The following is a 22,386-nucleotide window of genomic DNA, read 5'->3' as shown; positions in this document are numbered from 1 at the left end:
TAAAAATGGAGGGACAAAATGTATCAGTATTTCAACGGCTTAGTCATTAGAGAAGGAACCGATGGAGTGCCAGCTCATTATGTGGAAGCATTATTTAAAGATGCCGGTTGGGCCAGAAACACACCTTCATGGCAGAAGGAAAAGTTCTCCTTGATATTCACGAACTCAACCTGGGCCTTCACTGTTTGGGATCAGGACAAGATGATTGGCATGGTCAGGGTCATATCAGACAAGATCATGGCTGCCAATATCATGGATCTTGTAGTTTTATCAGAATATCGAGGCAAGGGGATAGGGAAGAAACTGGTTGAACTCTGTGTAAGCAAATTACCGCATGGAGATTGGTTTGCCCATACATCTGCAGACAATTTCAAGTTCTATGAAACCTGTGGGTTTGAAGTGAAAGATTTAACTGAAAATGGCACATGCGCGTATTATGGTTATATTCAAGCTCGCAGGGATGGTCACCGATAAATGATAGTCAATATGCTCATTTACGTGGTGCAGGAAAAGGCTCGAACTTTCTAAAGGGTTCAGTTTTGAAGTGCAAAATTTGATTTAGCAGTGCTTTTCGCACGGTAATTTTCAGATGAATTAGTAGACAATTCAGCAGTGAAATTAGCATGTGAAAAAGCTCGGAGCCATTATGCTTCGAACCTTATTTATCATCATTCTTAAAGATTAGCACCCTATTGTTGAACAAGGAGAGCCGGTTCCCTGGCGTTTGAAAATTAGCGGAAGAATTCCGTTTAAATCGGAAAATGCCGCTATTTCAGGAATAATAGCCGGAGTTTTTCCACTTATAGTAAAATATCCGTTAAATATTGTTCAATATTGAGCAGTTAAGCGGAACTTCTCCGCTTATTTCAGCGTTTTAACACTCCTCCAGCTGCCTTAGCCGGAATTTCTCCGCTTATAAATCTACCGCCAAAATGGGATCATCTAAGCAGTATGCTTCATTGCTGGTTTACTTTAACAAACAGTATTTTCCCCAATCTAAAAACATACTGATCAAATAAACTTCTCCGACGTTAGTTAAATAATTCTCCATATCCATTAAACAAAAATATTCAAAAGTCTGTTTGCCATATTTTACACACAGATTCGCATAGCAATAAGCACTCGAATCCGCACGATGACAATAACTTCTGTCACCTTTCTAAAAGAGGTGCGAATCCGGGTGCTAAAACTCCTATAAGGCCATTGAAAACCTTGATATATCAATAAAAAGAAGCAGTCCAATTCAGTTGCGAATTGGACTGCTCATTTACGGGCGAATCAAGTTTATGTACTCAAAAACCGAACCCGTTACGACTTCCGAGCCTTTTTTCAAGTCAATTAAACAACTAATCCTAGAAGTTTCTATTTTTTCTCGCTTTTTTTCTAAAGTAACCAATCGTTATTCCAATTATGACCGCAATGATTAATAGAGGAATAATTATAAACAACACAGCTCCGGATGCTCCACTCATTGAGGTTCCTCCTCTCGATTCATTCATAAGAATATTCCCTGCAATGAGTTTTCTGAAACGTAAGAATGTGTTTTGATACGAATAAATCGGTGATAAAACTTTTACGATCTCGTAAAGCATCCATAGTATTTCTCTAATGAATCGCCGGAATTTTGATTTTCACCGTGAATTCTTCTTCCTTATAAACAAAATCCAGATAACCATTGTATTCTTTCACGGTTTCTTGAATGATCTTGGTGCCAAGACCTTCGTGGCCTTCCTTTGTTGTATGTCCGTAGCTTTGATACAGCTCATCAAGGATCGATGGTGATATCTGGAGGGAAGGGTTCTTGCAAACCAGCATATAAAGACCGCTTCGTCTATAAAACTGAAGGTTGACGCTTGCTTGATTATTGTAATGTTCAAGCCATTGGGCGGAAGCCTCTATACTGTTGGACAGCAGATTCCCAAGGAGTGACACAATCTTCTTATCTGGGAGGGGTAATGTGGAAAGGGGCATATCCACATCATATATCATCGTTACCCCGCAGGCCTTTCCTCGATTGTACATCTGGTGGAGAATTCCGGCCACACTTCCACGTTCCCCTTTAATAGAAAGGTTGGTTTCTTCATAATCGTCCACCAATTCGTCTAGATAGGCAGCTGCCTCTTCGTGATGTTGATGTTCGAGCATATAGTGAATTGACGAAATATGTTTGAGGAAATCATGCCGCTCACTTCGTACAACCCGAAATGTTTCGGATAAATGAAGTCGTTCCATTTCGAACTGCTCAACATCATTCTTAAGCCCCTTAAATTTGGTGGAAACATCCCATCTGACCCACTCAATCCCGATAAAAATCATGAAAAAGACCGCTGGTAACCATGTTGATCCAATGATCAAATACGGAAGTAACAGAAATAGTTGTGTGAGGGAAAGCAGGTTACTCCATTTTTGATCGAATCCAAAAGACTGTTTGCTCGTTTTTTTATAACACAGATATGTTACGAAAAAGACTGCTGCATAAATGAAATAAAGAGGCAGATTCCATTGTAGGTTCGTTAAAAATGCGTGTATGTGTATAAACGCAACTAGGGAAAGAATTAACCAATAAATTTTCATTTGTTTCACAACGGGCTCCACCTTTTAAAAATAATGTTGTTGCAGGTATTCTACTTTTTCCTTTGTGATCATTGCCTGTGCCTCGATTCCTTCAAATGAAATCACATATGAATTCTTCGCATAGAGAGAGAAATTCTTTACATAGTGTATGTTGATGATGAAGGAACGATGGGAACGGATGAAATCCCTTTCCCTTAATTCTCCTTCTAATTCATTCAAGGTCAGATAGGTTTTGATCCTTTCCTCTTTCGTGTAAATCGTCGTTGATCGGCCAGATCTTTCAATGAAGACGATATCTTTCTTTTGAATGATATGTATATCATTTTTTTGCTTTAAATAGAGCCGGCCCTTCAATTCTGCCGTTCTGGACTTTTCCATAAGACGCTCAATGGATTTCATCAGGCGATCATTTGTATAGGGCTTCATAATATAGTCATGGACGTTCAATTCAAAGGCGTGGACAGCATATCCACTGTTTGCCGTCACGAAGATCACCGATATATTGAGAGCGTGTGAGTGGATGATGTCTGCCAATTCATATCCAGATAAATGGGGCATCTCAATATCAGCAATCAATACGTCGATGGTTTCTTTCTTGATTTGTTCATAGGCTTCCTCGGCGGAGGTGGTGGAAAAGACGATTTCCAGACCCTCGGCACGGGAAACGATGCCATTTAATTTATCTAAGTCAATCATTCGATCGTCTACGAGACCAATCTTCATTTCCATTCCCCTCGCATCTTCTGAAGTTCTCCATCATTTTACCATCTTTCATGAAGAATTTGGCATTTTCACGACAAGAAAAGGACATTTCACGACATAAGTAAAGAATCTACCTCCAATTATTTGTATGATGAAAATACAATAATACTTAATGAGGTGAGAATATTGATTCATATACATGAAGTCACAAAACAGTTTAAAGATAAGACAAAATATGTAACCGCACTAAAACATGTATCTCTTTCAATTCAAAAAGGTGAAGTGGTCGGGCTGTTAGGCGAAAATGGTGCCGGAAAGACGACGCTTCTTAGGACGATTGCAACCTTATTGACACCAACCGAGGGTTCAATTGAAGTCGCTGGTCACGATACCCTCAAGGAACCAAACGAAATCAAAACCAAAATCGGTGTTTTATTTGGAGGGGAAACCGGTTTATATGACCGATTAACTGCTAGGGAGAATCTTCAATACTTTGCTCGTTTATACGGATTAAGCAAACATGAAACAAAGGTGAGAATCGACGACCTTTCCAGGATGTTCGGGATGAGGGACTATCTTGACAGGCGGGTGGGAGGTTTCTCCAAAGGGATGCGTCAGAAGGTTGCCATTGCCAGAACACTGATTCATAATCCCGAGATCATTTTGTTTGACGAACCGACGACCGGTCTCGACATTACTTCATCAAATGTCTTCCGCCAACTTGTACATCAATTGAAACGGGAAGGAAAGACCATCCTCTTCTCCAGTCACATCATGGAAGAAGTCTCCATGCTATGTGACAAAGTAGCCATGATGCATAAAGGGGAATTGGTGTACCAGGGGGATATCGAAGAATTATATAAGACTGAAAAGAGCAGGGATCTTAATTATATCTTTATGAGTAAACTAGTGAGAGGAGATGAAAATTATGCTTCTTAGTATCTATTTAAAAGAATTAAAAGACAGCTTCAGAGACAGGAGAACTCTTCTTTTGACCGTCTTTCTTCCGATTTTTATGATGAGTGGACTCGTTTTCTTCTATGAAAATATGGTTTCAGCCGGCGATGGTGAAACGTATGCCCTCGCAGTCGACTCCAATGTCAGTAAGGAAGTCTCACAAATTTTCTCAGGAAACGAAACGATTGAATTAGTGAAAACAGACAATCCCAGAAAAGCCGTAGAAGAGGGAGAGGCACTTGTTGCCATGATTGTGAGCAGTGATTTCATTCAAAATATCAATGAAGGAAAGGAAGCCGATATCACCTTGATCGGAGATTCCTTCAGCCAGAACTCCAGCAACCTGATGAATGCAGCTACAAATTCCCTCACCGCCTTTGAGAAAGAGGTTACGTCAGAAAGGTTGAGAGCTGAAGGGACGGACCTTTCTGTCATTCAGCCATTCACCATCATAAAACAGGAAGTGTCAGATGACGAGGGGAGTATGTTCCTGTTATCTTTTCTTGTTCCACTAATCCTGGCTATATCAATAGGAGTGGGAACCGCCCCATCGGCAGCTGACTTATTCGCTGGGGAAAAAGAAAAGAAAACGATGGAAGCTTTACTCATGACACCCGTCAAACGATCCACCTTGATGCTTTCTAAATGGTTGACTATTGCTTCCGTAGGGGTCATTACAGGTCTTGTCACGCTCATTGTCCTTGCTATTGAGATTACGCTATTCACAGAAAACCTGAAAGACGCAGTTTCCTTTGGTGATAATGTCTATGTAATCGTAGGGATTTCCCTGCTGCTTACCATCGTCTATGCCGTGTTCATCGCTTCCCTGCAGATGATCACAAGCATCCTGGGGAAAACCGTTAAAGAAGCCGGTAGCTACAGTGCTCCCATCATGATGCTTGCCGCGTTCCCAGGCATGATTATCACAAATGTCGGTCTAAATGAGCTGACCTTTAAACATTTTGCCATCCCGATTCTTAACCTATTCAGCCAATTCAAAGAATTGCTGATGGGAGTAGTCGATTACCAGCACATCGCGATTACGATAGGAAGCAATCTGGTAATGATGGTGATCATCTTTGCCATTGGCAGAGTTCTATTTATGAAGGATAAATGGGTGATGAACTAAAGAGATATACAGTATCCACGTCTCTAAACGAGTGATTGCTTCAAATTTTTTCTGTATTGCATTATATGGTTATCTGAACTGAAAAAACATTGACTAAGCTGATCGCGTATAAAATTTATACAAGGAGGATGGAAGATGAAGGAGAATCTTACTTTCGCATGGATCGCTTCTTGGTTTGCCCTCTTGGGTCAACTGATATTTTTCATATGTGTAGCCCTTTACACCGGTCAATGGATGTACGTGATGTGGAGTTTCGTGGTAAGCATGTCAGTAGGGGTACCGAGTATGATCCGTACTTGGCAGGCTGCTAAGAAGCAACACCAACAATTATGAAAAGAAGGGAAAACAAGCGATGGACAATGTCGATAAACGAAACCGACTGGATGATTCTCCTTTTCATTTCCGGGTCCTCAAAGATCAAACCGTATTTATTGAGTATGAAGGTAAGCAGGTGAAAGCATTAAAAGGCAGAGAAGCGGATAAATTTTTGAAGAAAATGAAAGATGCCCATGATGAAAAAGGGATGCAGTTAATCATGGCAAAAGTGACGGGGAATTTTAAAAGGGGAAATGAACGGAAGAATTGAATGCACATATTCCGCATCAATTTTATCGGAGGAGTTCCTAATCAGGGATTCCTCCTTTTCTATTATGCTAGCAGTTTGAATATTATGGTAAAATAAAAGAGAGATAAGATTCTTCATTATTTTTTTGCTGTTTCCGTATAATTTTGCATTGTTTAAACGTTTTACATATGAATGATAAATTAGAGGGGGATGACCATGGGGGAAAAAATGAAAGAATCATTTTCGGAAAAAAACAGGGAATTGGCGATTGAATTCAATTCCATGATCGAAGAATTCAAAGAAGGATTGTGGAGGTATTGCCGTTATTTAACGGGCTCACCCTGGGATGGAGAAGATTTATTTCAGGATACCATGCTAAAAGCATTCGGAGGGTATTACCAGCGTTGGCACCCGACTAACCCGAAAGCCTATTTGTATCGAATGGCGACAACCACGTGGATTGACCAGTGCCGAAAAGAAAAAAGACATGTTGGTCTCCTTGAGGAAGATGAACTTCCTCTAGAAAACTTCACTGATGGTCTGGAGGCAGAGGAAGCATTACACATCCTTTTTGATCTTTTTTACCCGAGGCAGGTGGCGGTCTTTTTGTTAAAAGAAGTGTTCAGATTCGATGCCAGGGAAGTGGCGGGTATGGTTAGGACCACTCCGGGAGCGGTCTATGCAACGGTCCGTCGAATGAAAGAGAAGTTGCAAACTGTCGACCTACTCGAGGTCAGGACTCAACATCCTGTATCTGACACTCATCCTGTCATCCAAGCCTACTTGAATGCAATGAACGATGGCGATATTGAAGCCGTTATGACATTGATCAGTGAAGAAGCCCACAATGAGGCTGCCCTCGGCTTCCAGGAATACAGCAAAGGAGAGATGCGTTCCGGATCCATGAAATATGGCCTCCCTGGTATGAAGGCTGTGGAATACGGGTTATGGGGCCGTAATGTCATAGTCATGCTTTCTGAGGGAACGAATGGACCTGAAATCCATGATATACAGTACCAGGAAGTGGAGAATGGGAAGATTGTGCACCATATTAGCTACTATTTTAGAAAAGAATTGATTTTTGCAGCTGGTGAAGAATTGGGGATACCACCTCAAATCGACAAGCCTGTAGTGGAATGGAATTGATAGGAGTACAAGAAGCCAATCTGATGATTGAGCTTCTTTTTTAAAAAAACAGCAGGGTTGATGGATAATTATGTTAAAGTATAGTCATATCTTTCTTTTATCTATTGATGAACTTTGGAATGAAGTATTTTGGTAGAGAGTAAGAGAGATTTTATTGGGACTAGACAATGGGAGGAAATCCAAGATGCAAATACGCTTGAAAAATAAAGACCTCATAGAAATAAGGGCATACGAAACGGAAGACTTTTTCAATATACATACTTTAAATAGAGAAGAAAAATGGAATAATCTTGTGGAAAATAAGGAAAGTACAAAGGATGCTTGGGAGCATTCGAATATTGCATATGTGGCAGAGTTCAATGGGCGTGTCATCGGCTATATCCGAGGACTTACGGATCAATCTGTAACATTGTTTATTTGTGAACTACTGGTCCACGCAGATTTCCGCGGGTTGGGAATCGGAGATGCTATGCTCAAATACGTTCATGGGCTATTTCCAAAGACGAGAATTGAGATGCTTACCAACACGTCTTCTCATACCTATTATGAACAAAAAGGATACAGACCGTTTTATGGATTCAGAAAGACCTTTGCGGAGCATTAATCAGATTTCATATTTTCAAGACTGCTGCGAACGAATAACCATTTTAACTGCCTGATCATTTCTGAAGCGAGGATTGCATTTGAATTCCATCTCCATCATATGATGATAAGGGGGAGATATACATGCTGTGGTTTGTTGTTTTAATTGCAGGGACCTTATTATTTGCGGTAGCCATTGACATCAGACGCAAGCGAAGAGGGAACGACCGGCACACGCCGGGGATAGATCCTGGAGCGAAACCAGGGGAAAACCGTAACTACACCATGGGAGGCGGACGCGATTCAGCTGGAGGGACAGGGCAATGACGTGACGCTGGCAACTATGGACGCTCTCCATTCCATGTGCCATCAATCGTTTTGAAAAGTCCAGTTTAGGTTGACTGGGCTTTTTGTCATTTCATGACTTTATTGAATTCTTCATTTTCAAATCACTTTTTTAAATATAAAAAAAGATTGCCAGAAATAAAGTGGTTTGAAATTATTGGTGGAAATAGATCGTTAAGGGAGGGTTTTGAATTGAAATTAACACATACCAGATTATTGGTGGACAATTATAGAAAATGCTTTCTTTTTTAAAGAGACGTCTTGGGCTTTGAAGTATCGTGGGGAGATGAAAACTCCCTGTATGGGCAATTTAAAGTTGGACAAACACACTTAGGGATATTTGAGAGGAAACAGATGACGGATGCCCTCAACCCCGGATACATTGTAGGAGGGGAGCAAGGTGAACGTTTTGCTTTAATTTTTGAGGTGGCGAGTGTCCAGGATACATATGAAAAACTGAAAGAAAAGGTGGAATTCATCAACAGGCCTATGGAGAAATTGGAATGGGGGATGAAGGTCGCTCATTTTCGTGATCCAGAGGGTTCACTATTGGAAATCTATGAAAATATTTAAGGAACTAACGAGAATCCTTTCTTCTATTAATAGGAGGTATAACATATTTTGAACAATCTGACAGGCAAAATAGCCATCGTGACGGGAGCAAGCCGAGACAAGGGTATTGGGGCAGCCATTTGTCGTTCGCTTGCACGTGCAGGTGCTGATATCTTTTTTACTCATTTGAGTTCATTTGATGAAATGAGTGGAACGGGAGTAGATCATAGCTTTCCTCAACTTCTATGTGAGGAATTACTCCATACGGGTGTGCGCGTTGCTCATATGGAGCTGGATCTGAGTGACGAAACAGCTCCATCACGATTGATGGACCAAGTTCAGGAAACTCTAGGTACTCCTGTAATATTAGTGAACAATGCAACATACGAAGCGCCGGCAAACTTCCGTACACTTGATAAAAGCATTCTTGATAAGCATTACCAGGTGAACAACAGCGGTACCCTACTGTTAACAATGGAATTTGCAAGGGGATATGAGCGAGCTTTCCCGGGGTGCAATCATGGTCGGATTATCAACATGGTTTCCAAAGGACCGGACCCAAATAATTTAGCATATATTGCGTCAAAAGGAATGTTGATTGCCATAACAGAACCGTTATCAGTCGGACTTGCCCCTGTTGGGATCACCGTAAACTCAATCGATCCAGGTCCGACCGATTCAGGATGGATCACTGATGAAATCAAAAATCATTTGCTCCCCATGTTTCCAAGCGGCCGTATAGGAGAACCCGAAGACGCTGCAAGACTGATCAACTTCCTAGCAAGCGAAGAATCCGGATGGATCACAGGACAATTAATCAAATCCGAAGGCGGTTTTATAGGCAAGTAAAGAGGGACGGACCTCACTACTGAAAATATAGGTCCGTCCCTCTATTTACAAAATTATCTAATAATGAGATAATAATGAAGATGTTGCGGGGAGGGATAGTAAGTTTATGGAACCAACTAATTGCTGATTAATTTATTATTAAATTAATACGGATTTTTTATTGAGCTAGCACCTATGGAAGATGGGTTTATTTGTTATGCTCTTTATGGAATCAGGCAATTAGAAGGAAACTTACTTTCCTGATATCAAGATGATATTTTCATGAAGAGGTTTGCCGCGTCAGCTACATGTAGACGTGTGTGGATTCTTTATGGATCAGATGTTGATCATGATACAAGACTGTAGGAAGGATTACCTTCTTATGGTCTTTATTATTGCATTAATGAATAGAAGTAAGCCTTTTTTTAACCTGTCCATAACTAGCGTAACTTCATGTTAAATGAAAGAAGGGACGCAAATGTTGGAATTAAAAGTAAATGGAATCAAAAAATATATGGAAGCGACACTTGTTGTTGAAGATGTTTCTCTTGAAGTTTTTAAAGGAGACAAATTGGGGGTTGTCGGGGAGAATGGATCCGGGAAAAGTACAGTCTTAAAGGTGATTGCAGGCATAGAGCCCATGAATTATTATCCTGGGTACCCCCAGACTTCAAGCTACGGATACGATGAAGGTCTCATCCACATCTCGAATGGCGCAACCAGTGCCTACCTTGAACAATCGCCAAAATACCCAGCAGGATTGAAGGCGAGGGATGTCCTTTATTCAGCATTTGAGGAAGTAGATCGAATAGAATCAGATATGCGTAAATTGGAAAATGACATGAGGGTGTTAGAAGGGAATGACCTGGCTAGAGCAATGGACCGATATAGTAACCTTATTCAATTATTTGAAGTGAAAGGAGGTTATGAGCGGGATGAAAAGTTAAGCAAGGTCTGTACGGGACTGCAGCTTAAAGAAAGCTTATTGGAGCGTGACTTTGATCTATTAAGTGGTGGTGAAAAAACAACCGTCGGGTTAGGGAAGCTGTTGATCCATCAGCCGGACATCCTGCTTCTGGATGAACCGACGAATCACCTGGATATGTCATCGATCGAATGGCTGGAAAGCTACCTGAAAAGCTATAAAGGTATGGTCCTCATTGTCTCCCATGATCGCTATTTCTTAGATAATGTAGTAACGAGAATTGTGGAAATTGAAGATAAAAAATCGATTTCCTATAAGGGGAATTACAGTTCTTTTGTGCTTCAAAAAGAAGAGAATATGAGAATCCAATACGAACATTTCAAAGAGCAGCAAAAGAAGATCAAACGTATGGAAAATACGGTCATAAGCTTACGAGATTGGGCAATGAGGGCGGATAATACAAAGATCTTTAAAAGGGCTGCGAGCGTTCAGAAAAAGTTATCCAAGATCGAGCATATTGATAAACCCGTTTTTGAAAGAAGGAACATGCAGCTTGACGTGAAAGCTTCAGGGAGATCGGGGAAAGAGACCATTAAAGGAGTTGGATTGTCGAAACAGTTCGGGGGGAAATGGATATTTGCCAATACTGATATCATGGTCCGTCAAGGAGAAAGAGTGGGAATGCTGGGTCCAAATGGATGCGGAAAAACCACTTTCCTAAGGATGCTTATCGGTGAAGATCAACCTGATAAAGGTGTCATCCAGTTTGGAGCAAATGTAAAATCGGCCTATTTACCTCAAATCATTACATTTAAGAACGAAGAAGTCACCGTTTTAGATGCTTTCCGGGAAGACATCTTTATTTTGGAAGGAAAGGCGCGGGAATACCTTTCAAAGTTCATGTTTTACAAAGGGAGCGTATTCAAGAAAATTAAACACCTTTCAGGGGGAGAGCGAATCCGATTAAAACTTGCTATGTTATTGTTTAAGGATATCAATCTACTGATTCTGGATGAGCCGACGAATCATCTGGATATTGATACGATCGAAACGATCGAGGAAGCCCTGGACGAATTCAGTGGTACCATTTTCTTCATTTCACACGACCGCTATTTTATCAATAGGATGGCACAAAGAATCATTGCCGTTGAAGATTACACATTAAAAAGCTACAGTGGCAACTATGATGATTATAAAAGAGAAATGGAAAAAGGGAAAAAAGAGTAAGAGACTTTTAGTGTGAGGGACGGACCTTGAAAACAAGGTCCGTCCCTATTTGTAAATGTTGGAAATTTATTATTGACAGTTGACTTGGATAGTCGTTATAATTTAATTAAACACTGGTCAATAAAAGGAAGTTTGATAAAATGTCACCAAGAAAAGCGGTAAAACAAGAACTTACTAAAGAAATGATAATGGCTGCTGCACGGGAGTTATTTCTTAAAAAAGGGTACCAACAAGTTTCCATAAGGCAGGTTGCATCTGAACTCGGTTACAGTCATGGATCAATTTACTATCATTTTAAGAATAAAGCTGAATTATTCTATGCCATAATTGAAAGTGACTTCAAATTATTAGATCAATGGCTTGATGACGTAATGAATCAAAAGATGGATAATCGAGGAAAGCTGAAGGCAGTGCTCCTCGCTTACATTAGATTTGGTATGACGCATAAAAGTCAATATGAAATGATGTTTTTATTATCTGATGATGAAGTAAAGAGCTATGTGAACAAGGGACCGAACGAATCTTATGAGAAATTTGCTAAAGCCATTATCCTATTGAGTAACAAAAAAATTAGCATCCAACTTACATGGTCTATATTTCTATCTTTACATGGTTTTGTCAGTCACTACTGCAGTTGTGATGACACTTATGTTGAAGTAGAGAGCCTTGCAGAGTCACATGTGAATTTTATCCTGAAATCCTTTGGATAAAATTTTTTGGGGTTATTTGACCGGTGGTTAATTAATGAGGGGGAAGAAAAATGAATAAAGTTATGGTCATTGGAGCATCAGGTGGTATGGGATACGCTCTCGTAGAGGAATTAATCAATAGGGGAATCGAGGTAGTTGCATTCGCAAGGGGTATGGAAAAACTAATTCAATTATTTGGCAGTAAGAATTTAGTATCTATCCGGACCGGTGATGCTGAAAATCCCGAAGACCTTATCCAAAGCGCTGTAGGTTGTGAAATAATCTTTCATGCAATGAATCTTCCTTATGAAGAATGGAGCGGGAAGCTAAGTATGATCACAAAAAATATTATCATTGCTGCAGAAAGAAATAATGCTAAACTCGCTGTGGTTGATAATATTTATGCATACGGAAAAAGCGGTGGAGTAAAACTGTCAGAGGACTTTGATAAGCTTCCCCATACGAAGAAAGGGAAGCTGCGATTAGATATGGACCAATTATTGAAAGCTTCTACTGTCCAGACTTTGGTTTGCCATTTTCCAGACTTTTATGGGCCGAACGCCAAAAATACTTATATTCACTTCACCCTTGATCAGCTTATGAAAAAGGAAAAGGCAGGCTTTGTCGGACCTAAGGATATTTCTCGCGAATTTATTTATACAAAGGACGGGGCAAAGGTAATGATAGACTTGGCTTGCATTGATGAAGCTTACAATCAAAATTGGAATATACCTGGTGCCACTCCAACGACCGGCATTGAATTTGAACAGCTCATAAAGAGGGTTCTCGGAGAAGAAAAAGGGCTTTACTATATTTCAAAACCGATGTTTTCCCTCTTCGCCCTCTTTGCAGGTAAAGGAATGCGTGAAGCACTGGAGATGCAGTATATTAATTCAGAACCTACAATTCTATCAGGTGAAAAATTGGAAGCGTTCATGGGTAAATCAGAAGCAACGCCCTTCGAGCAGGGGATAAAGGAAACGATAGCGTATATGAATACTTAGTGTAATGGATTACTTACCTGAAGGAGGGACGGACCTTGAAAACAAGGTCCGTCCCTCCTTCGTAAAAGTGATATAATGAATATCTGAAAAAATATAGGTAAGGACGTAGATGAAATGAAGTACATATGGAAGCAATATTTGAAAGTGCCTTTTGTTTTGAAGATGTCTGTCGGGTTCCTCTTAGGAATCATCGTCGGTCTTGTCTTTAAATCTGATGCTGAGATCCTGAAACCATTCGGGACGGTACTTATTCACCTTCTTAGCTTGATTGCCATTCCAGTGATATTCCTCACCGTGGTTCAAGCAGTGAACAAGATGAGTATGAGGCAGCTTGGTCGGATGGGGTGGAAGCTGATCCTTTATTATGCAGCCACAACGGCAGCGGCTGTCTTCATCGGCCTTGGTTTGGCGTTCCTGTTCAACCCTGGAACCAATTTGGAACTGCCTAATACGCAGGTGGAAGAACCGAAAGCACCGCAGTTTGGGGATGTCTTACTGCAAATCATTCCTGATAATCTATTCCAGGCTTTTGCCGGGGGGGATACTCTGGCCATTATGTTCCTGGCCATCATCATGGGGATTTCCATTTCATGGATGAAATTTTCTGCAGATAGTAGGTTGCAGGAATATGGGGGACTGCTGGATAAAGTTTTCTCTGCCTTTAACGAAATGTTTTATATCCTCTTAAGAGGGGTGTTGGCTTATGCTCCCATCGGGGTGTTTGCCATCAGTGCGGCTACATTTGGTCAGCAGGGGTGGGAAACGATCCAATCCCTACTGAAATTTGTCGGGGTCTTTTATCTTGGACTTCTTCTACTTTGGGTTGTCGTATATGCTGGGTTTTTGAAACTGACGGGTAACTCTGTCATCACTTTCTTCAAACAGACGAAAGAAGCCTATAGCACTGCTTTCTTTACATCGAGCAGTATCGCATCCTTGCCCGTAGCCATTCAGTCTGCAAAAAAAGCCGGGATTTCTGAAAAAACGGCGAATTTCGCCTTACCTTTAGGGGCTATCTTCAATTCAGACGGTGGAGCTTTACGAATGGGTGTATCGATTGTATTCGCAGCAAACGTGACGAATCTGCACCTTTCTGTTACAGACCTGTTGATGATTGTGCTGGTGGGAACCTTGCTATCTATTGGAACTTCTGGAGTTCCTGCTGCAGGACTGGTTACATTATCTGCGGTCTTAACGATGTTCGGCTTACCACTCGAAATAGTGGCGCTCATTGCTGGAGTCGATGCCATCATCGGAATGGGAGGGACAGCCTCTAACGTAACCGGTGATATCGTCGGAGCTGCTGTCGTAGACCAGGCAGAAGAAAGAATCGGCTAAATTGTTACGAAAGAGGGACGGACCTTGGAAACAAGGTCCGTCCCTCTATTTAATTCGGATGCTCAATCAAGGATATCAGTTTCTTCATGACGGGATCTGAAGTCGCTGTTTCAGTGTGAACCGCATAGATGGGGCGGTGGACAACATGTGGTTCAATGGGGACGAGTTTGCCTTGGAGCACTTCATCTTTGACCATGGAGCTTGAAAGAAATGCGATTCCAAGGCCCCTCACGGCAAGTTGCTTAATGAGGAAATGGCTGCTTGCTTCCAGGACTTCAACCGGTACGATTCGCTCCGATTTTAAGAATTCATCCGCATATTCCCTCGTCCCAGATCCTTTTTCCCTGAGGATGAAGGGGGAAGAATGCAGGTTCATCCTAGTGCTTGCAAAGAAGCGGAGCTCATCCCGACTGATCACCTCTACATGAAAGGGTTCTAATCCTTTTGTTCCTTCTACAAGGGCAAGATCGAGATTGTTTGAATTCAATGCTTCCACTATCGTCTCATGATTGTGAATCATCAATTGTAAACGTACTTGAGGGTATAAGACCTTGATCTTCTTGACAAAATCGGGAAGCAGAACATCACTGACGGTATGAGTTGACCCGATCCGTAAATGAATTTCCTGCTTTTTTTGATTAACTTGTTCCATTATACTCCATAGTTCCAGCATCTTTTTCCCTTGCTCAAATACCTGTTCTCCTGGAGGAGTCAATTCAAACAGCTGATTGGTGGAGGAACGGTGAATGAGTGCTACTCCAAGGGCTTGCTCCAACTTTTTAATATGGACGCTGACGGTAGGTTGTGATAAATTCAGGTATTCACTAGTCTTGGTGAAATGTTGAAGTTGGGCAAGAGTAACAAACGTACGGATCCAGTCCAGTTGCATCAAATACCTCCATTAATAAACGTAATAGACTATATTATCATTATTCATTTCTATTATAACTTATATAGATGTATAATGTTCTATGAAGGAAGTGACGTACGACATGGAATGGATTTTATTTATGATAGGTGGCGCCGTCATCGGTGTCATCTCAGGTTTTTTTGGGATAGGGGGAGGCATTGTTCTGACTCCTACCTTACTGGTCCTTGGATATGAACCTAGTCAGGCCATCATCTTATCCTTGATGCTTACGCTGGGATCTACGGTGACAGGTACCCTGTCACATCTGCGTTTAAAGAATGTATCCAAGAAGTTAGCGGTCCTCCTTGGGGTTTTCGGAGTAGTAGGGTCTGTAGTAACCGTACCATTTGTAAAATGGCTTGACGCCATTAACGGAGCATCGACGTTTATCTCAATTGTCTATATTGCTATATTAAGTTGGTTTTCTTACCAGTTTCTAAGCAAACCACAACAGGACTCGAAGCCTAAAGGGAATTTTGCAGCTCCTGTCATTGGCCTATTCACGGGAATCATTTCATCCCTTATGGGTGTCAGCGGTGGATTTGTCATGACTCCCTTACTTACAAAATGGCTTAAACTTGATCTGAACAAAGCAATTGGAACCAGTATATCTGCTGCTTCCATTATCGTATTGTCCGGGATCACCTCATATATGTACACAGGGGAGTCACTTGATTATCGCCACGGAATCTTGCTGATCATTGGTGCGTTGATCGGGACACCGATCGGTTCCATCCAGCTCAAACGATTCTCCGGCGTCATTGTAAAACGGATGCTTGCCGTACTTTATATGGTCGTTGCCGTGAGTGTCTTTTTCAAGATGCTTTCCATCGCAACAGTCTCACTCGGTTTGATTCTGGGAGCGGTACTCGTATTCTTCGGAATGCTGATTTATTCACTTCAGCAATCCAAAAGGACAGCAAACTACTGACGAGATAATTTTTGGAGAGGGGATTCCCCTCTCTTTTTTTTATTTTTAATGGGAGAAGGATAAAGTTGACAAAGTAGAGAACCTTTTTTATAAGGAAGATCTTAAAGAAATATTGAGCTTTATCGCTCTTATCTTCCTTCATTATTTATTGACAATCTGTCTAATGATTAGCAAGCCAATAGACCGTACAATGGTAATAAGTCTAAAATTTATTAGCAAAGGATGATTCTATTGACGATCAATCGAAAAAGATTAAGCCTTCATCTGCAAGAGTTAGCCGAAATCGGAAAAATTGGGGAAACCGGCGTTTGCCGTCTGGCTCACTCGAAAGAAGATCGGCAGGGAGTGGACAAAGTTAAAGAATGGATGGAAGAGGCTGGTTTAACGGCAAGGATTGATGGATTTGGTAATCTGATTGGCAGCCTGGAAGGAAAGGATAAAAACAAACCAATCCTTATTCTCGGATCTCACATTGATTCACAGCCTTATGGGGGCAGATTCGATGGGACGGCGGGTGCCCTTGGAGCAATCGAAGTGGTTCATACCATGATGGACAAGGGAATCATACCTGAACGGACCATTGAAGTGATATGTTTTTCTGATGAAGAAGGAAGCCGTTTCAATAAAGGAATCTTTGGCGTAAGGGCTTTGGCAGGAATGCTTGAGGAGGGTGAACTTGAGCGAAAAGATAAGGCTGGGGTTACAAGAAGGGAAGCACTGAAGGAGTTCGGAGTCGATACAGACCTGACAGAAAGCCCTGTTTATAAGAAGGGGGATATCGCCGCCTTCCTGGAGCTTCATATCGAACAAGGTCCGGTGCTTGAAGGAAAAGATAAGCCCATAGGAATTGTTTCAGGGATTTCAGGACCGATTTGGCTGACGGTTACACTTGAAGGATTTGCAGGCCATGCCGGATCCGTTCCCATGAAAATGAGACAGGATGCTCTGGTTGGTGCGTCAGAAATCATTCGCAAATTCGATGAATTGGTTAAAGAAGAAGGAACCGATACCACGGTTGGCACAGTAGGAAGTATACAGGTGTTTCCAAATTCCAGAAACATTATTACTGAAAAGGTAGAGTTTACAATCGATCTTCGTGATATCGATCTTGAAGCACGGACCAGGCTCGAGCAAAAACTTTATCAAATGATCGAAGAAACCGCTTCTACTTATCATCTTAAATATGACATTCAAGAAGATACACGAAGTGAACCAAGGTATTGTGCAGATTGGATCAAAAAAGTCATGAAGGAAGAAGACGAAAAGCTCGGTTTCGATTCTCCTACCTTGATGAGCGGACCGTTCCATGATGCCTTGATTATGTCCTATATCAGTGATTATGGAATGATCTTCGTCCGCTGTGAAAAAGGAATCAGTCACAATCCATTAGAGTTTGCCAAAATGGATGATATCGAAAAAGGTGTTCAGCTTCTATTCGCCACCGCACTGCGAATTTGTCAGGAACAAAGAGTCGATCACCTCGTTCCAGATAAAGTCGGGTTTACTTCTATTGATAAAAACTAAAGAGTAACCTCTGGTCTTACTTCTTTAGACTACGATATAGGAAACATTCATTGGCCTGGCTATCTCTTACCTTATTAAAGAGATAGCCTCAATTATCGTGTAGTTAATCGGTCAAGAACCCAAACAGGTGCAAAGATGCAATCGTTTGCACCTCACAGAAATATTAGATAATATAAAACTAAAACTTTTATTGATGGAGGTTTACATGAAAACTGAAAAGCAGAAGATGCTCTATGGTGAACTTTATGAACCCTGGGATCCACAATTAACCGAAGAGAGAAAAAGAGCCCGTTATTTAACGCGAATGTTAAATCTTACAACGGAGGAAGAAGGGGAAAAAAGAGTTGCTACAATTAAACAGTTATTCGGTTCAACGGGAGAAACGGTTTATTTAGAACCAAACTTTAGATGCGATTATGGATATAACATTCACGTAGGAGATAATTTCTTTGCTAATTTTGACTGCGTGATATTGGATGTGTGCAAAGTCAGTATCGGGGAAAATTGTATGCTGGCACCCGGGGTACATATATATACAGCGACTCATCCTGTCAATCCCATCGAGCGTAACAAAGGAGCTGAATTTGGAAAGCCCGTTACCGTCGGGGATAATTGCTGGATAGGCGGAGGGGCAATCATTAACCCAGGGGTGAACATTGGGGATAATGTAGTCATTGCTTCTGGTGCGGTTGTGACAAAAGACGTCCCATCCAACGTAGTGATTGGAGGTAATCCTGCCCGTATCATCAAGAAAATCGAAGTGGAAGAGAAAAGGTAATGGTAGAAATAAACGAGTATGAGGAGCTGGGGAACCATATACCCAGCTCCTTTAGTTAAAATTTTTCAGGAAATTGCTTCACGATTCCATCAGATAAGGCATCTGACAAATGAAGGATATGTGCCTTCCCCTCATCAAAGCTCTTGATATTAGCTTTCCAATCTTTTTTAATGCGTGCCACAGCTTCATCGGTAACGAACTGCAGATGCATGTATAGCAAATCTTTCAATTTCTTTTCAGACCAATAGGGATTGACGCTTGCTAATAAATGGGCAATATCGTCTGCATTTACATACCATTCTTTATTAAGTTGTTCTACTTGAGCTGTTTTGCCACCTTTCGCAGCATCTACGATTTTCCCTGCAAGTACAATATGTTCCGTCAATAAATCCGCTAATTGGTTACCTGCTTTGTCCCCATAATAGGGTTTGATTGCATTCCCGATATCCTTCTGATTCTGAAGCAACCTTGCGAGTACTATATCGGCATCCTCTAACCCATCCACAGCACTGATGATATAATTCCTTGTATAGAAGACATGATCGGTCCATAGCGTTCTCATTTCTTCCCTGACTTTCATACTAGGTTCACTTATACAAGAATCCTGCTTGGCTTCTGCCATTCCAGGCAATGAAAAGAGTGACCCCCACACAACTAACAAAAGAACCACATATTTCTTCAACTGAATACCTCCCATCATAATTGTTCTATATTTATCATTCGTTTATTTAAGATAAACATTCATTAAGATATGATAAGAAGAAATGGTAAATTTTAAAAAGTTGTCCATTTTTTTAAAAAAATGAGTTGCTTGTCCTCACCAACCCGACACCTCCGACATAAAGTGTTCTATGGAGGTGATGCATTGGCAAGAAAAATACTACATTATCTTTTTCTCAGTCCATCCGTAACTCATGCCAATTTAGAAATGGGATCTCCTTCCCTCTCGAATCCGTACGTTGCACAGTTTGGGGTAACCCTTAGGCCCCATATTAAGGTAAAGAAACAATGATTATAAGATCAACAGTTCATACTGAAAAAATTGAAGCGATCACAGTATGGAACTCCGCCGATCAAGAAATACAATGATAATGAATAAAGTGAATAAGAACGTGTTTTTCGAAATACAATAGAGAGAAAGAAAAACTAAACCCTATAAGAAAGTCCCCTCCATGAATATAGAATTGTACGTAAAAAAGTGTTTCCTGTTCCTAAGCAGGGAACCTTTTTTATATTGAAAAGAGGTGGCGGTAGGAGATTGTCCAAGCATGCTTGTCCAATTGTGAATATAGCACTATATGTCAAGTTCTTAGGAGGAAGTTAATTGAAAATCATCATGATTGATCCAGGACATGGAGGATCTGATCCTGGTGCCACATATAAAGGAAATGAAGAAAAGAACTTCAATCTTTTGACAGCAGTTGTGGTCAGGGATTATTTAGTGTCGAATTACAATGTGAAGGTGTTAATGACGAGGACCGGGGACCAAACCTTATCTCTTTCAGAAAGATCCAGCCTTGCCAATCGCTCGAATCTGGATATGTATTTATCCATCCACCATAATGCAGGTGGAGGGACAGGGTTTGAAAGCTATGTATTCAATGGGAGTGTACCGACACAAACTTTATCATATCAAAAGACAATCCACGATGAAGTAATAAAAGCCGTTCAGCCATTCAAAGTAACAGATAGGGGGAAGAAGAGAGCAAATTTTCATGTACTCCGTGAAACAAAAATGCCTGCGGTGTTGGTGGAAGTGTTGTTTGTTGATAATTCAATGGACGTTGCACTCCTGCTTGATACAAAGTTCAGACAGTCAGTAGGGATCTCACTTGCTAAAGGAGTTGCCAAAGCACTTTCACTTCCGGCAAAAGAGTCGGGCAATCCGCCAATTTTTAAAGTGATTGCCGGGTCATTTACTGAACGGAAGAATGCAGAAGACCGGGTGAAAGAGTTGAAAGCTGTATCATTTGAATCGTTCATTGATACTGTAGTCGTTTCTGGGAAAACGTATTACAGGGTTCAAACAGGGGCTTTTTCAGTGAGGGAAAATACAGAAGATCAAATAATAGCATTAAGCGGGGTTGGGATCGATGCCTTTCTTCTAAGAGAAGAGGCTGCACCAGCCCCTGTGCCGAAGGATCCTCCACCAACCGATCCACCAGATACCAAGCCCCCACAGCCGCCCGGTATCGAGTATTCCATTTTAGGAACATCCATTATCCTAGCCCGGCAATTAGATGAATTTGTGAAAACCGTGAATCCTTCCGCTCCCTCAGTGGGTAAATTTTATATTTTCTATGGGAATTTTTACGGCATCCGGGGAGATATAGCCTATGCACAAGCCATTTACGAAACCAATTATTTCAGATTTACGGGACAAGTGAAACCTTCCCAAAATAACTATGCAGGGATCGGTACAACCGGACCCGGAAATAATGGGGCTTCATTCGCGACTCCTGAACAAGGGGTACTTGCTCATATTCAGCACCTTTACGCGTACGCATCAACTGAACCACTCCCGGAAGGTGCACCACTTGTCGACCCGCGATTTTCACTTGTCAAAAGAGGTACTGCAACGGACTGGACGGATCTGAATGGAAAGTGGGCTGTACCAGGAACTGCCTATGGTCAAAGCATCCTTTCTTTATATAAAAGAAATAATGAAAATGCTCTTAAATCCATTAAAAGTCAGAAAGTATTGCTGAATAATGCGCTGGATAGATTAAAATAGACTGAAATAGAGTGCTGTTTAGTCAGCTCTCCTAACTTATTTACAACCGATTACAAGTGCACTAATCGGACCATACATATGGAGGGAACAAAACGCAAATACTAAACGTATGTTCGGGAGGTGAGTCCAATTGGAGAATAAGAATTTTGAACAAATTTATGAGGAATACAAGCAACAAGGTCATGTCCAGGCTAAAATGGAAATAGCTGATGAACTTTCTACAGGGGCAGAACATATTGTCGCTGTCCGTAGAAATAGTGACGATGACCTTATCGCATTCAAGACCGAAAGTGGCAGGGAGTTGGATTATATAACCGCTCTCGAGGAGGCAAAAGCAGGAAAGATCGCACATGTCGATGTAATTCATCGCTATGGCAGGGATGTTCTGCGAAGTGAGCCGGATGGACTGAAAGAAAATAATCTTAGTGAACTTCCTTCTTTCTAAGGAGAAGGAAAAATAAACGAGCATGCCCAATAGTGGGGTATGCTCGTTTTGGTGAGGGACGGACCTATCAAGTCTTCCTCCTTCAATAAATGGTGTAACAATCGTATAAAAAACTGCCATTACCGGAGTAATGGCAGTTCGTTCAACGTTATCTCGAAGGTTCAAGCAGCAATACACTTTCTATAGTCGTCGCCAATAGGTTGATATCAGTAAATTCTTCCACTTTCATTGAATCCACATAAGTGATGCGGAAACATTCCGAGTCCAAATGGTAAGCTACAGTCATAACTGGTGAGTGCTCATGGTTAGAAATCGTATGAACAATCTCACTTTCCTTGAATTTCTTTAGCGTCTTGAGCATGGTTACGATATTTTCTAGTGACATTTAACATGTCTCCCTTCTACTGCTAGAGAGATTGACTAAATACAGTCTCATAGACCCAATGAACTTCAAGTATAACACAGAACACTACAAATAGAAACAAGCGTTCTGTAACGTAC

At 41.1% G+C, this 22,386-nt stretch carries 24 protein-coding genes; 19 read left to right on the top strand and 5 right to left on the bottom strand.

Annotated features, from left to right (window positions below; translation table 11 throughout):
- Nucleotides 1–18 precede the first annotated feature (18 nt).
- Nucleotides 19–474: a GNAT family N-acetyltransferase gene (locus tag ATG71_RS16145; RefSeq protein ID WP_098440489.1), complete on the top strand. Its 456-nt coding sequence runs from the start codon at nucleotides 19–21 to the stop codon at nucleotides 472–474.
- 1,131 nt (nucleotides 475–1,605) lie between these two features.
- On the opposite strand, the gene ATG71_RS16140 is transcribed toward ATG71_RS16145, so the two are convergent.
- A complete protein-coding gene (locus tag ATG71_RS16140) occupies nucleotides 1,606–2,574 on the bottom strand; it encodes a sensor histidine kinase (RefSeq protein ID WP_286163135.1) in 969 nt (322 codons plus the stop codon).
- A gap of 24 nt (nucleotides 2,575–2,598) precedes the next feature.
- The gene (locus tag ATG71_RS16135) at nucleotides 2,599–3,297 is read right to left on the bottom strand and encodes a LytR/AlgR family response regulator transcription factor (RefSeq protein ID WP_098440487.1); all 699 of its coding nucleotides are present in this window, start codon (nucleotides 3,295–3,297) and stop codon (nucleotides 2,599–2,601) included.
- A 165-nt stretch (nucleotides 3,298–3,462) separates the two neighbouring features.
- Here ATG71_RS16135 and ATG71_RS16130 point away from each other — a divergent pair, with 165 nt between their 5' ends.
- From ATG71_RS16130 to ATG71_RS16070, 13 genes are all read left to right on the top strand, one after another.
- Nucleotides 3,463–4,215: an ABC transporter ATP-binding protein gene (locus ATG71_RS16130; RefSeq protein WP_098440485.1), complete on the top strand. Its 753-nt coding sequence runs from the start codon at nucleotides 3,463–3,465 to the stop codon at nucleotides 4,213–4,215.
- Entirely contained in the window at nucleotides 4,205–5,362 is a 1,158-nt protein-coding gene (locus ATG71_RS16125; protein ID WP_098440483.1) for an ABC transporter permease, read from the top strand. Before ATG71_RS16130 ends, ATG71_RS16125 begins: the two co-directional genes overlap by 11 nt.
- A gap of 135 nt (nucleotides 5,363–5,497) precedes the next feature.
- Entirely contained in the window at nucleotides 5,498–5,695 is a 198-nt protein-coding gene (locus tag ATG71_RS16120; protein ID WP_098440480.1) for a hypothetical protein, read from the top strand.
- A gap of 19 nt (nucleotides 5,696–5,714) precedes the next feature.
- Nucleotides 5,715–5,948, top strand: a complete 234-nt coding sequence (locus ATG71_RS16115; protein WP_098440477.1) for a hypothetical protein — start codon at nucleotides 5,715–5,717, stop codon at nucleotides 5,946–5,948.
- Between the two features lie 195 nt (nucleotides 5,949–6,143).
- Complete coding sequence (locus ATG71_RS16110) at nucleotides 6,144–7,073, top strand: RNA polymerase sigma factor (RefSeq protein ID WP_286163039.1); 930 nt, start codon at nucleotides 6,144–6,146, stop codon at nucleotides 7,071–7,073.
- Between the two features lie 184 nt (nucleotides 7,074–7,257).
- On the top strand, nucleotides 7,258–7,677 hold the full coding sequence (locus ATG71_RS16105; protein ID WP_098440475.1) for a GNAT family N-acetyltransferase: 420 nt from the start codon (nucleotides 7,258–7,260) through the stop codon (nucleotides 7,675–7,677).
- 122 nt (nucleotides 7,678–7,799) lie between these two features.
- A complete protein-coding gene (locus tag ATG71_RS16100) occupies nucleotides 7,800–7,982 on the top strand; it encodes a hypothetical protein (RefSeq protein ID WP_098440472.1) in 183 nt (60 codons plus the stop codon).
- 279 nt (nucleotides 7,983–8,261) lie between these two features.
- Nucleotides 8,262–8,573, top strand: coding sequence for a VOC family protein (locus ATG71_RS16095; protein WP_286163038.1), 312 nt, complete (start codon nucleotides 8,262–8,264; stop codon nucleotides 8,571–8,573).
- Between the two features lie 45 nt (nucleotides 8,574–8,618).
- Entirely contained in the window at nucleotides 8,619–9,401 is a 783-nt protein-coding gene (locus tag ATG71_RS16090) for an SDR family oxidoreductase (protein ID WP_142953488.1), read from the top strand.
- Nucleotides 9,402–9,858: 457 nt separating this feature from the next.
- Nucleotides 9,859–11,532: a ribosomal protection-like ABC-F family protein gene (gene abc-f / locus ATG71_RS16085; protein WP_098440468.1), complete on the top strand. Its 1,674-nt coding sequence runs from the start codon at nucleotides 9,859–9,861 to the stop codon at nucleotides 11,530–11,532.
- A gap of 140 nt (nucleotides 11,533–11,672) precedes the next feature.
- Entirely contained in the window at nucleotides 11,673–12,242 is a 570-nt protein-coding gene (locus ATG71_RS16080) for a TetR/AcrR family transcriptional regulator (protein WP_098440466.1), read from the top strand.
- A 50-nt stretch (nucleotides 12,243–12,292) separates the two neighbouring features.
- A complete protein-coding gene (locus ATG71_RS16075) occupies nucleotides 12,293–13,225 on the top strand; it encodes an NAD(P)H-binding protein (RefSeq protein WP_098440465.1) in 933 nt (310 codons plus the stop codon).
- Nucleotides 13,226–13,339: 114 nt separating this feature from the next.
- On the top strand, nucleotides 13,340–14,563 hold the full coding sequence (locus ATG71_RS16070; protein ID WP_098440463.1) for a dicarboxylate/amino acid:cation symporter: 1,224 nt from the start codon (nucleotides 13,340–13,342) through the stop codon (nucleotides 14,561–14,563).
- Between the two features lie 49 nt (nucleotides 14,564–14,612).
- On the opposite strand, the gene ATG71_RS16065 is transcribed toward ATG71_RS16070, so the two are convergent.
- A complete protein-coding gene (locus tag ATG71_RS16065) occupies nucleotides 14,613–15,452 on the bottom strand; it encodes a LysR family transcriptional regulator (protein WP_098440461.1) in 840 nt (279 codons plus the stop codon).
- A gap of 103 nt (nucleotides 15,453–15,555) precedes the next feature.
- Here ATG71_RS16065 and ATG71_RS16060 point away from each other — a divergent pair, with 103 nt between their 5' ends.
- The 3 genes from ATG71_RS16060 to ATG71_RS16050 all read left to right on the top strand — a co-directional run bounded on the left by ATG71_RS16060 (nucleotide 15,556) and on the right by ATG71_RS16050 (nucleotide 18,706).
- Entirely contained in the window at nucleotides 15,556–16,404 is an 849-nt protein-coding gene (locus ATG71_RS16060) for a sulfite exporter TauE/SafE family protein (protein WP_098440460.1), read from the top strand.
- A 231-nt stretch (nucleotides 16,405–16,635) separates the two neighbouring features.
- Nucleotides 16,636–17,928, top strand: coding sequence for a M20 family metallo-hydrolase (locus ATG71_RS16055; protein WP_483295311.1), 1,293 nt, complete (start codon nucleotides 16,636–16,638; stop codon nucleotides 17,926–17,928).
- Between the two features lie 205 nt (nucleotides 17,929–18,133).
- Nucleotides 18,134–18,706 (top strand): maltose acetyltransferase domain-containing protein, encoded by a 573-nt coding sequence (locus tag ATG71_RS16050; RefSeq protein WP_098440456.1) that lies wholly within the window; start codon nucleotides 18,134–18,136, stop codon nucleotides 18,704–18,706.
- 55 nt (nucleotides 18,707–18,761) lie between these two features.
- Here ATG71_RS16050 and ATG71_RS16045 read toward each other — a convergent pair whose 3' ends face one another.
- The gene (locus ATG71_RS16045; RefSeq protein ID WP_098440454.1) at nucleotides 18,762–19,388 is read right to left on the bottom strand and encodes a glycosyltransferase; all 627 of its coding nucleotides are present in this window, start codon (nucleotides 19,386–19,388) and stop codon (nucleotides 18,762–18,764) included.
- A gap of 642 nt (nucleotides 19,389–20,030) precedes the next feature.
- On the opposite strand from ATG71_RS16045, the gene ATG71_RS16040 reads away from it, so the two are divergent.
- Both ATG71_RS16040 and ATG71_RS16035 read left to right on the top strand, forming a co-directional pair.
- Nucleotides 20,031–21,440, top strand: coding sequence for an N-acetylmuramoyl-L-alanine amidase (locus ATG71_RS16040; protein WP_098440453.1), 1,410 nt, complete (start codon nucleotides 20,031–20,033; stop codon nucleotides 21,438–21,440).
- A gap of 130 nt (nucleotides 21,441–21,570) precedes the next feature.
- Nucleotides 21,571–21,885 (top strand): DUF3892 domain-containing protein, encoded by a 315-nt coding sequence (locus ATG71_RS16035; RefSeq protein WP_098440451.1) that lies wholly within the window; start codon nucleotides 21,571–21,573, stop codon nucleotides 21,883–21,885.
- A 148-nt stretch (nucleotides 21,886–22,033) separates the two neighbouring features.
- Here the strand turns inward: ATG71_RS16035 and ATG71_RS16030 are convergent, their stop codons facing one another.
- Entirely contained in the window at nucleotides 22,034–22,270 is a 237-nt protein-coding gene (locus ATG71_RS16030; protein ID WP_098440450.1) for a hypothetical protein, read from the bottom strand.
- Nucleotides 22,271–22,386: the final 116 nt, after the last annotated feature.

Source organism: Bacillus sp. es.034 (assembly GCF_002563655.1).
Taxonomy (GTDB): domain Bacteria; phylum Bacillota; class Bacilli; order Bacillales; family Bacillaceae_B; genus Rossellomorea.
The sequence above is the reverse complement of the archived record's forward strand: the minus strand, read 5'-3'. Positions and strand labels throughout refer to the sequence as shown.

Bases quoted from the DNA above. Each gene is read 5' to 3' on its own strand.
- ATG71_RS16145 (WP_098440489.1), top strand. From the start codon at position 19: ATGTATCAGTATTTCAACGGCTTAGTCATTAGAGAAGGAACCGATGGA.
- ATG71_RS16140 (WP_286163135.1), bottom strand. From the start codon at position 2,574: ATGAAAATTTATTGGTTAATTCTTTCCCTAGTTGCGTTTATACACATA.
- ATG71_RS16135 (WP_098440487.1), bottom strand. From the start codon at position 3,297: ATGAAGATTGGTCTCGTAGACGATCGAATGATTGACTTAGATAAATTA.
- ATG71_RS16125 (WP_098440483.1), top strand. From the start codon at position 4,205: ATGCTTCTTAGTATCTATTTAAAAGAATTAAAAGACAGCTTCAGAGAC.
- ATG71_RS16120 (WP_098440480.1), top strand. From the start codon at position 5,498: ATGAAGGAGAATCTTACTTTCGCATGGATCGCTTCTTGGTTTGCCCTC.
- ATG71_RS16115 (WP_098440477.1), top strand. From the start codon at position 5,715: ATGGACAATGTCGATAAACGAAACCGACTGGATGATTCTCCTTTTCAT.
- ATG71_RS16110 (WP_286163039.1), top strand. From the start codon at position 6,144: ATGGGGGAAAAAATGAAAGAATCATTTTCGGAAAAAAACAGGGAATTG.
- ATG71_RS16105 (WP_098440475.1), top strand. From the start codon at position 7,258: ATGCAAATACGCTTGAAAAATAAAGACCTCATAGAAATAAGGGCATAC.
- ATG71_RS16100 (WP_098440472.1), top strand. From the start codon at position 7,800: ATGCTGTGGTTTGTTGTTTTAATTGCAGGGACCTTATTATTTGCGGTA.
- abc-f (WP_098440468.1), top strand. From the start codon at position 9,859: ATGTTGGAATTAAAAGTAAATGGAATCAAAAAATATATGGAAGCGACA.
- ATG71_RS16080 (WP_098440466.1), top strand. From the start codon at position 11,673: ATGTCACCAAGAAAAGCGGTAAAACAAGAACTTACTAAAGAAATGATA.
- ATG71_RS16075 (WP_098440465.1), top strand. From the start codon at position 12,293: ATGAATAAAGTTATGGTCATTGGAGCATCAGGTGGTATGGGATACGCT.
- ATG71_RS16070 (WP_098440463.1), top strand. From the start codon at position 13,340: ATGAAGTACATATGGAAGCAATATTTGAAAGTGCCTTTTGTTTTGAAG.
- ATG71_RS16065 (WP_098440461.1), bottom strand. From the start codon at position 15,452: ATGCAACTGGACTGGATCCGTACGTTTGTTACTCTTGCCCAACTTCAA.
- ATG71_RS16060 (WP_098440460.1), top strand. From the start codon at position 15,556: ATGGAATGGATTTTATTTATGATAGGTGGCGCCGTCATCGGTGTCATC.
- ATG71_RS16050 (WP_098440456.1), top strand. From the start codon at position 18,134: ATGAAAACTGAAAAGCAGAAGATGCTCTATGGTGAACTTTATGAACCC.
- ATG71_RS16030 (WP_098440450.1), bottom strand. From the start codon at position 22,270: ATGTCACTAGAAAATATCGTAACCATGCTCAAGACGCTAAAGAAATTC.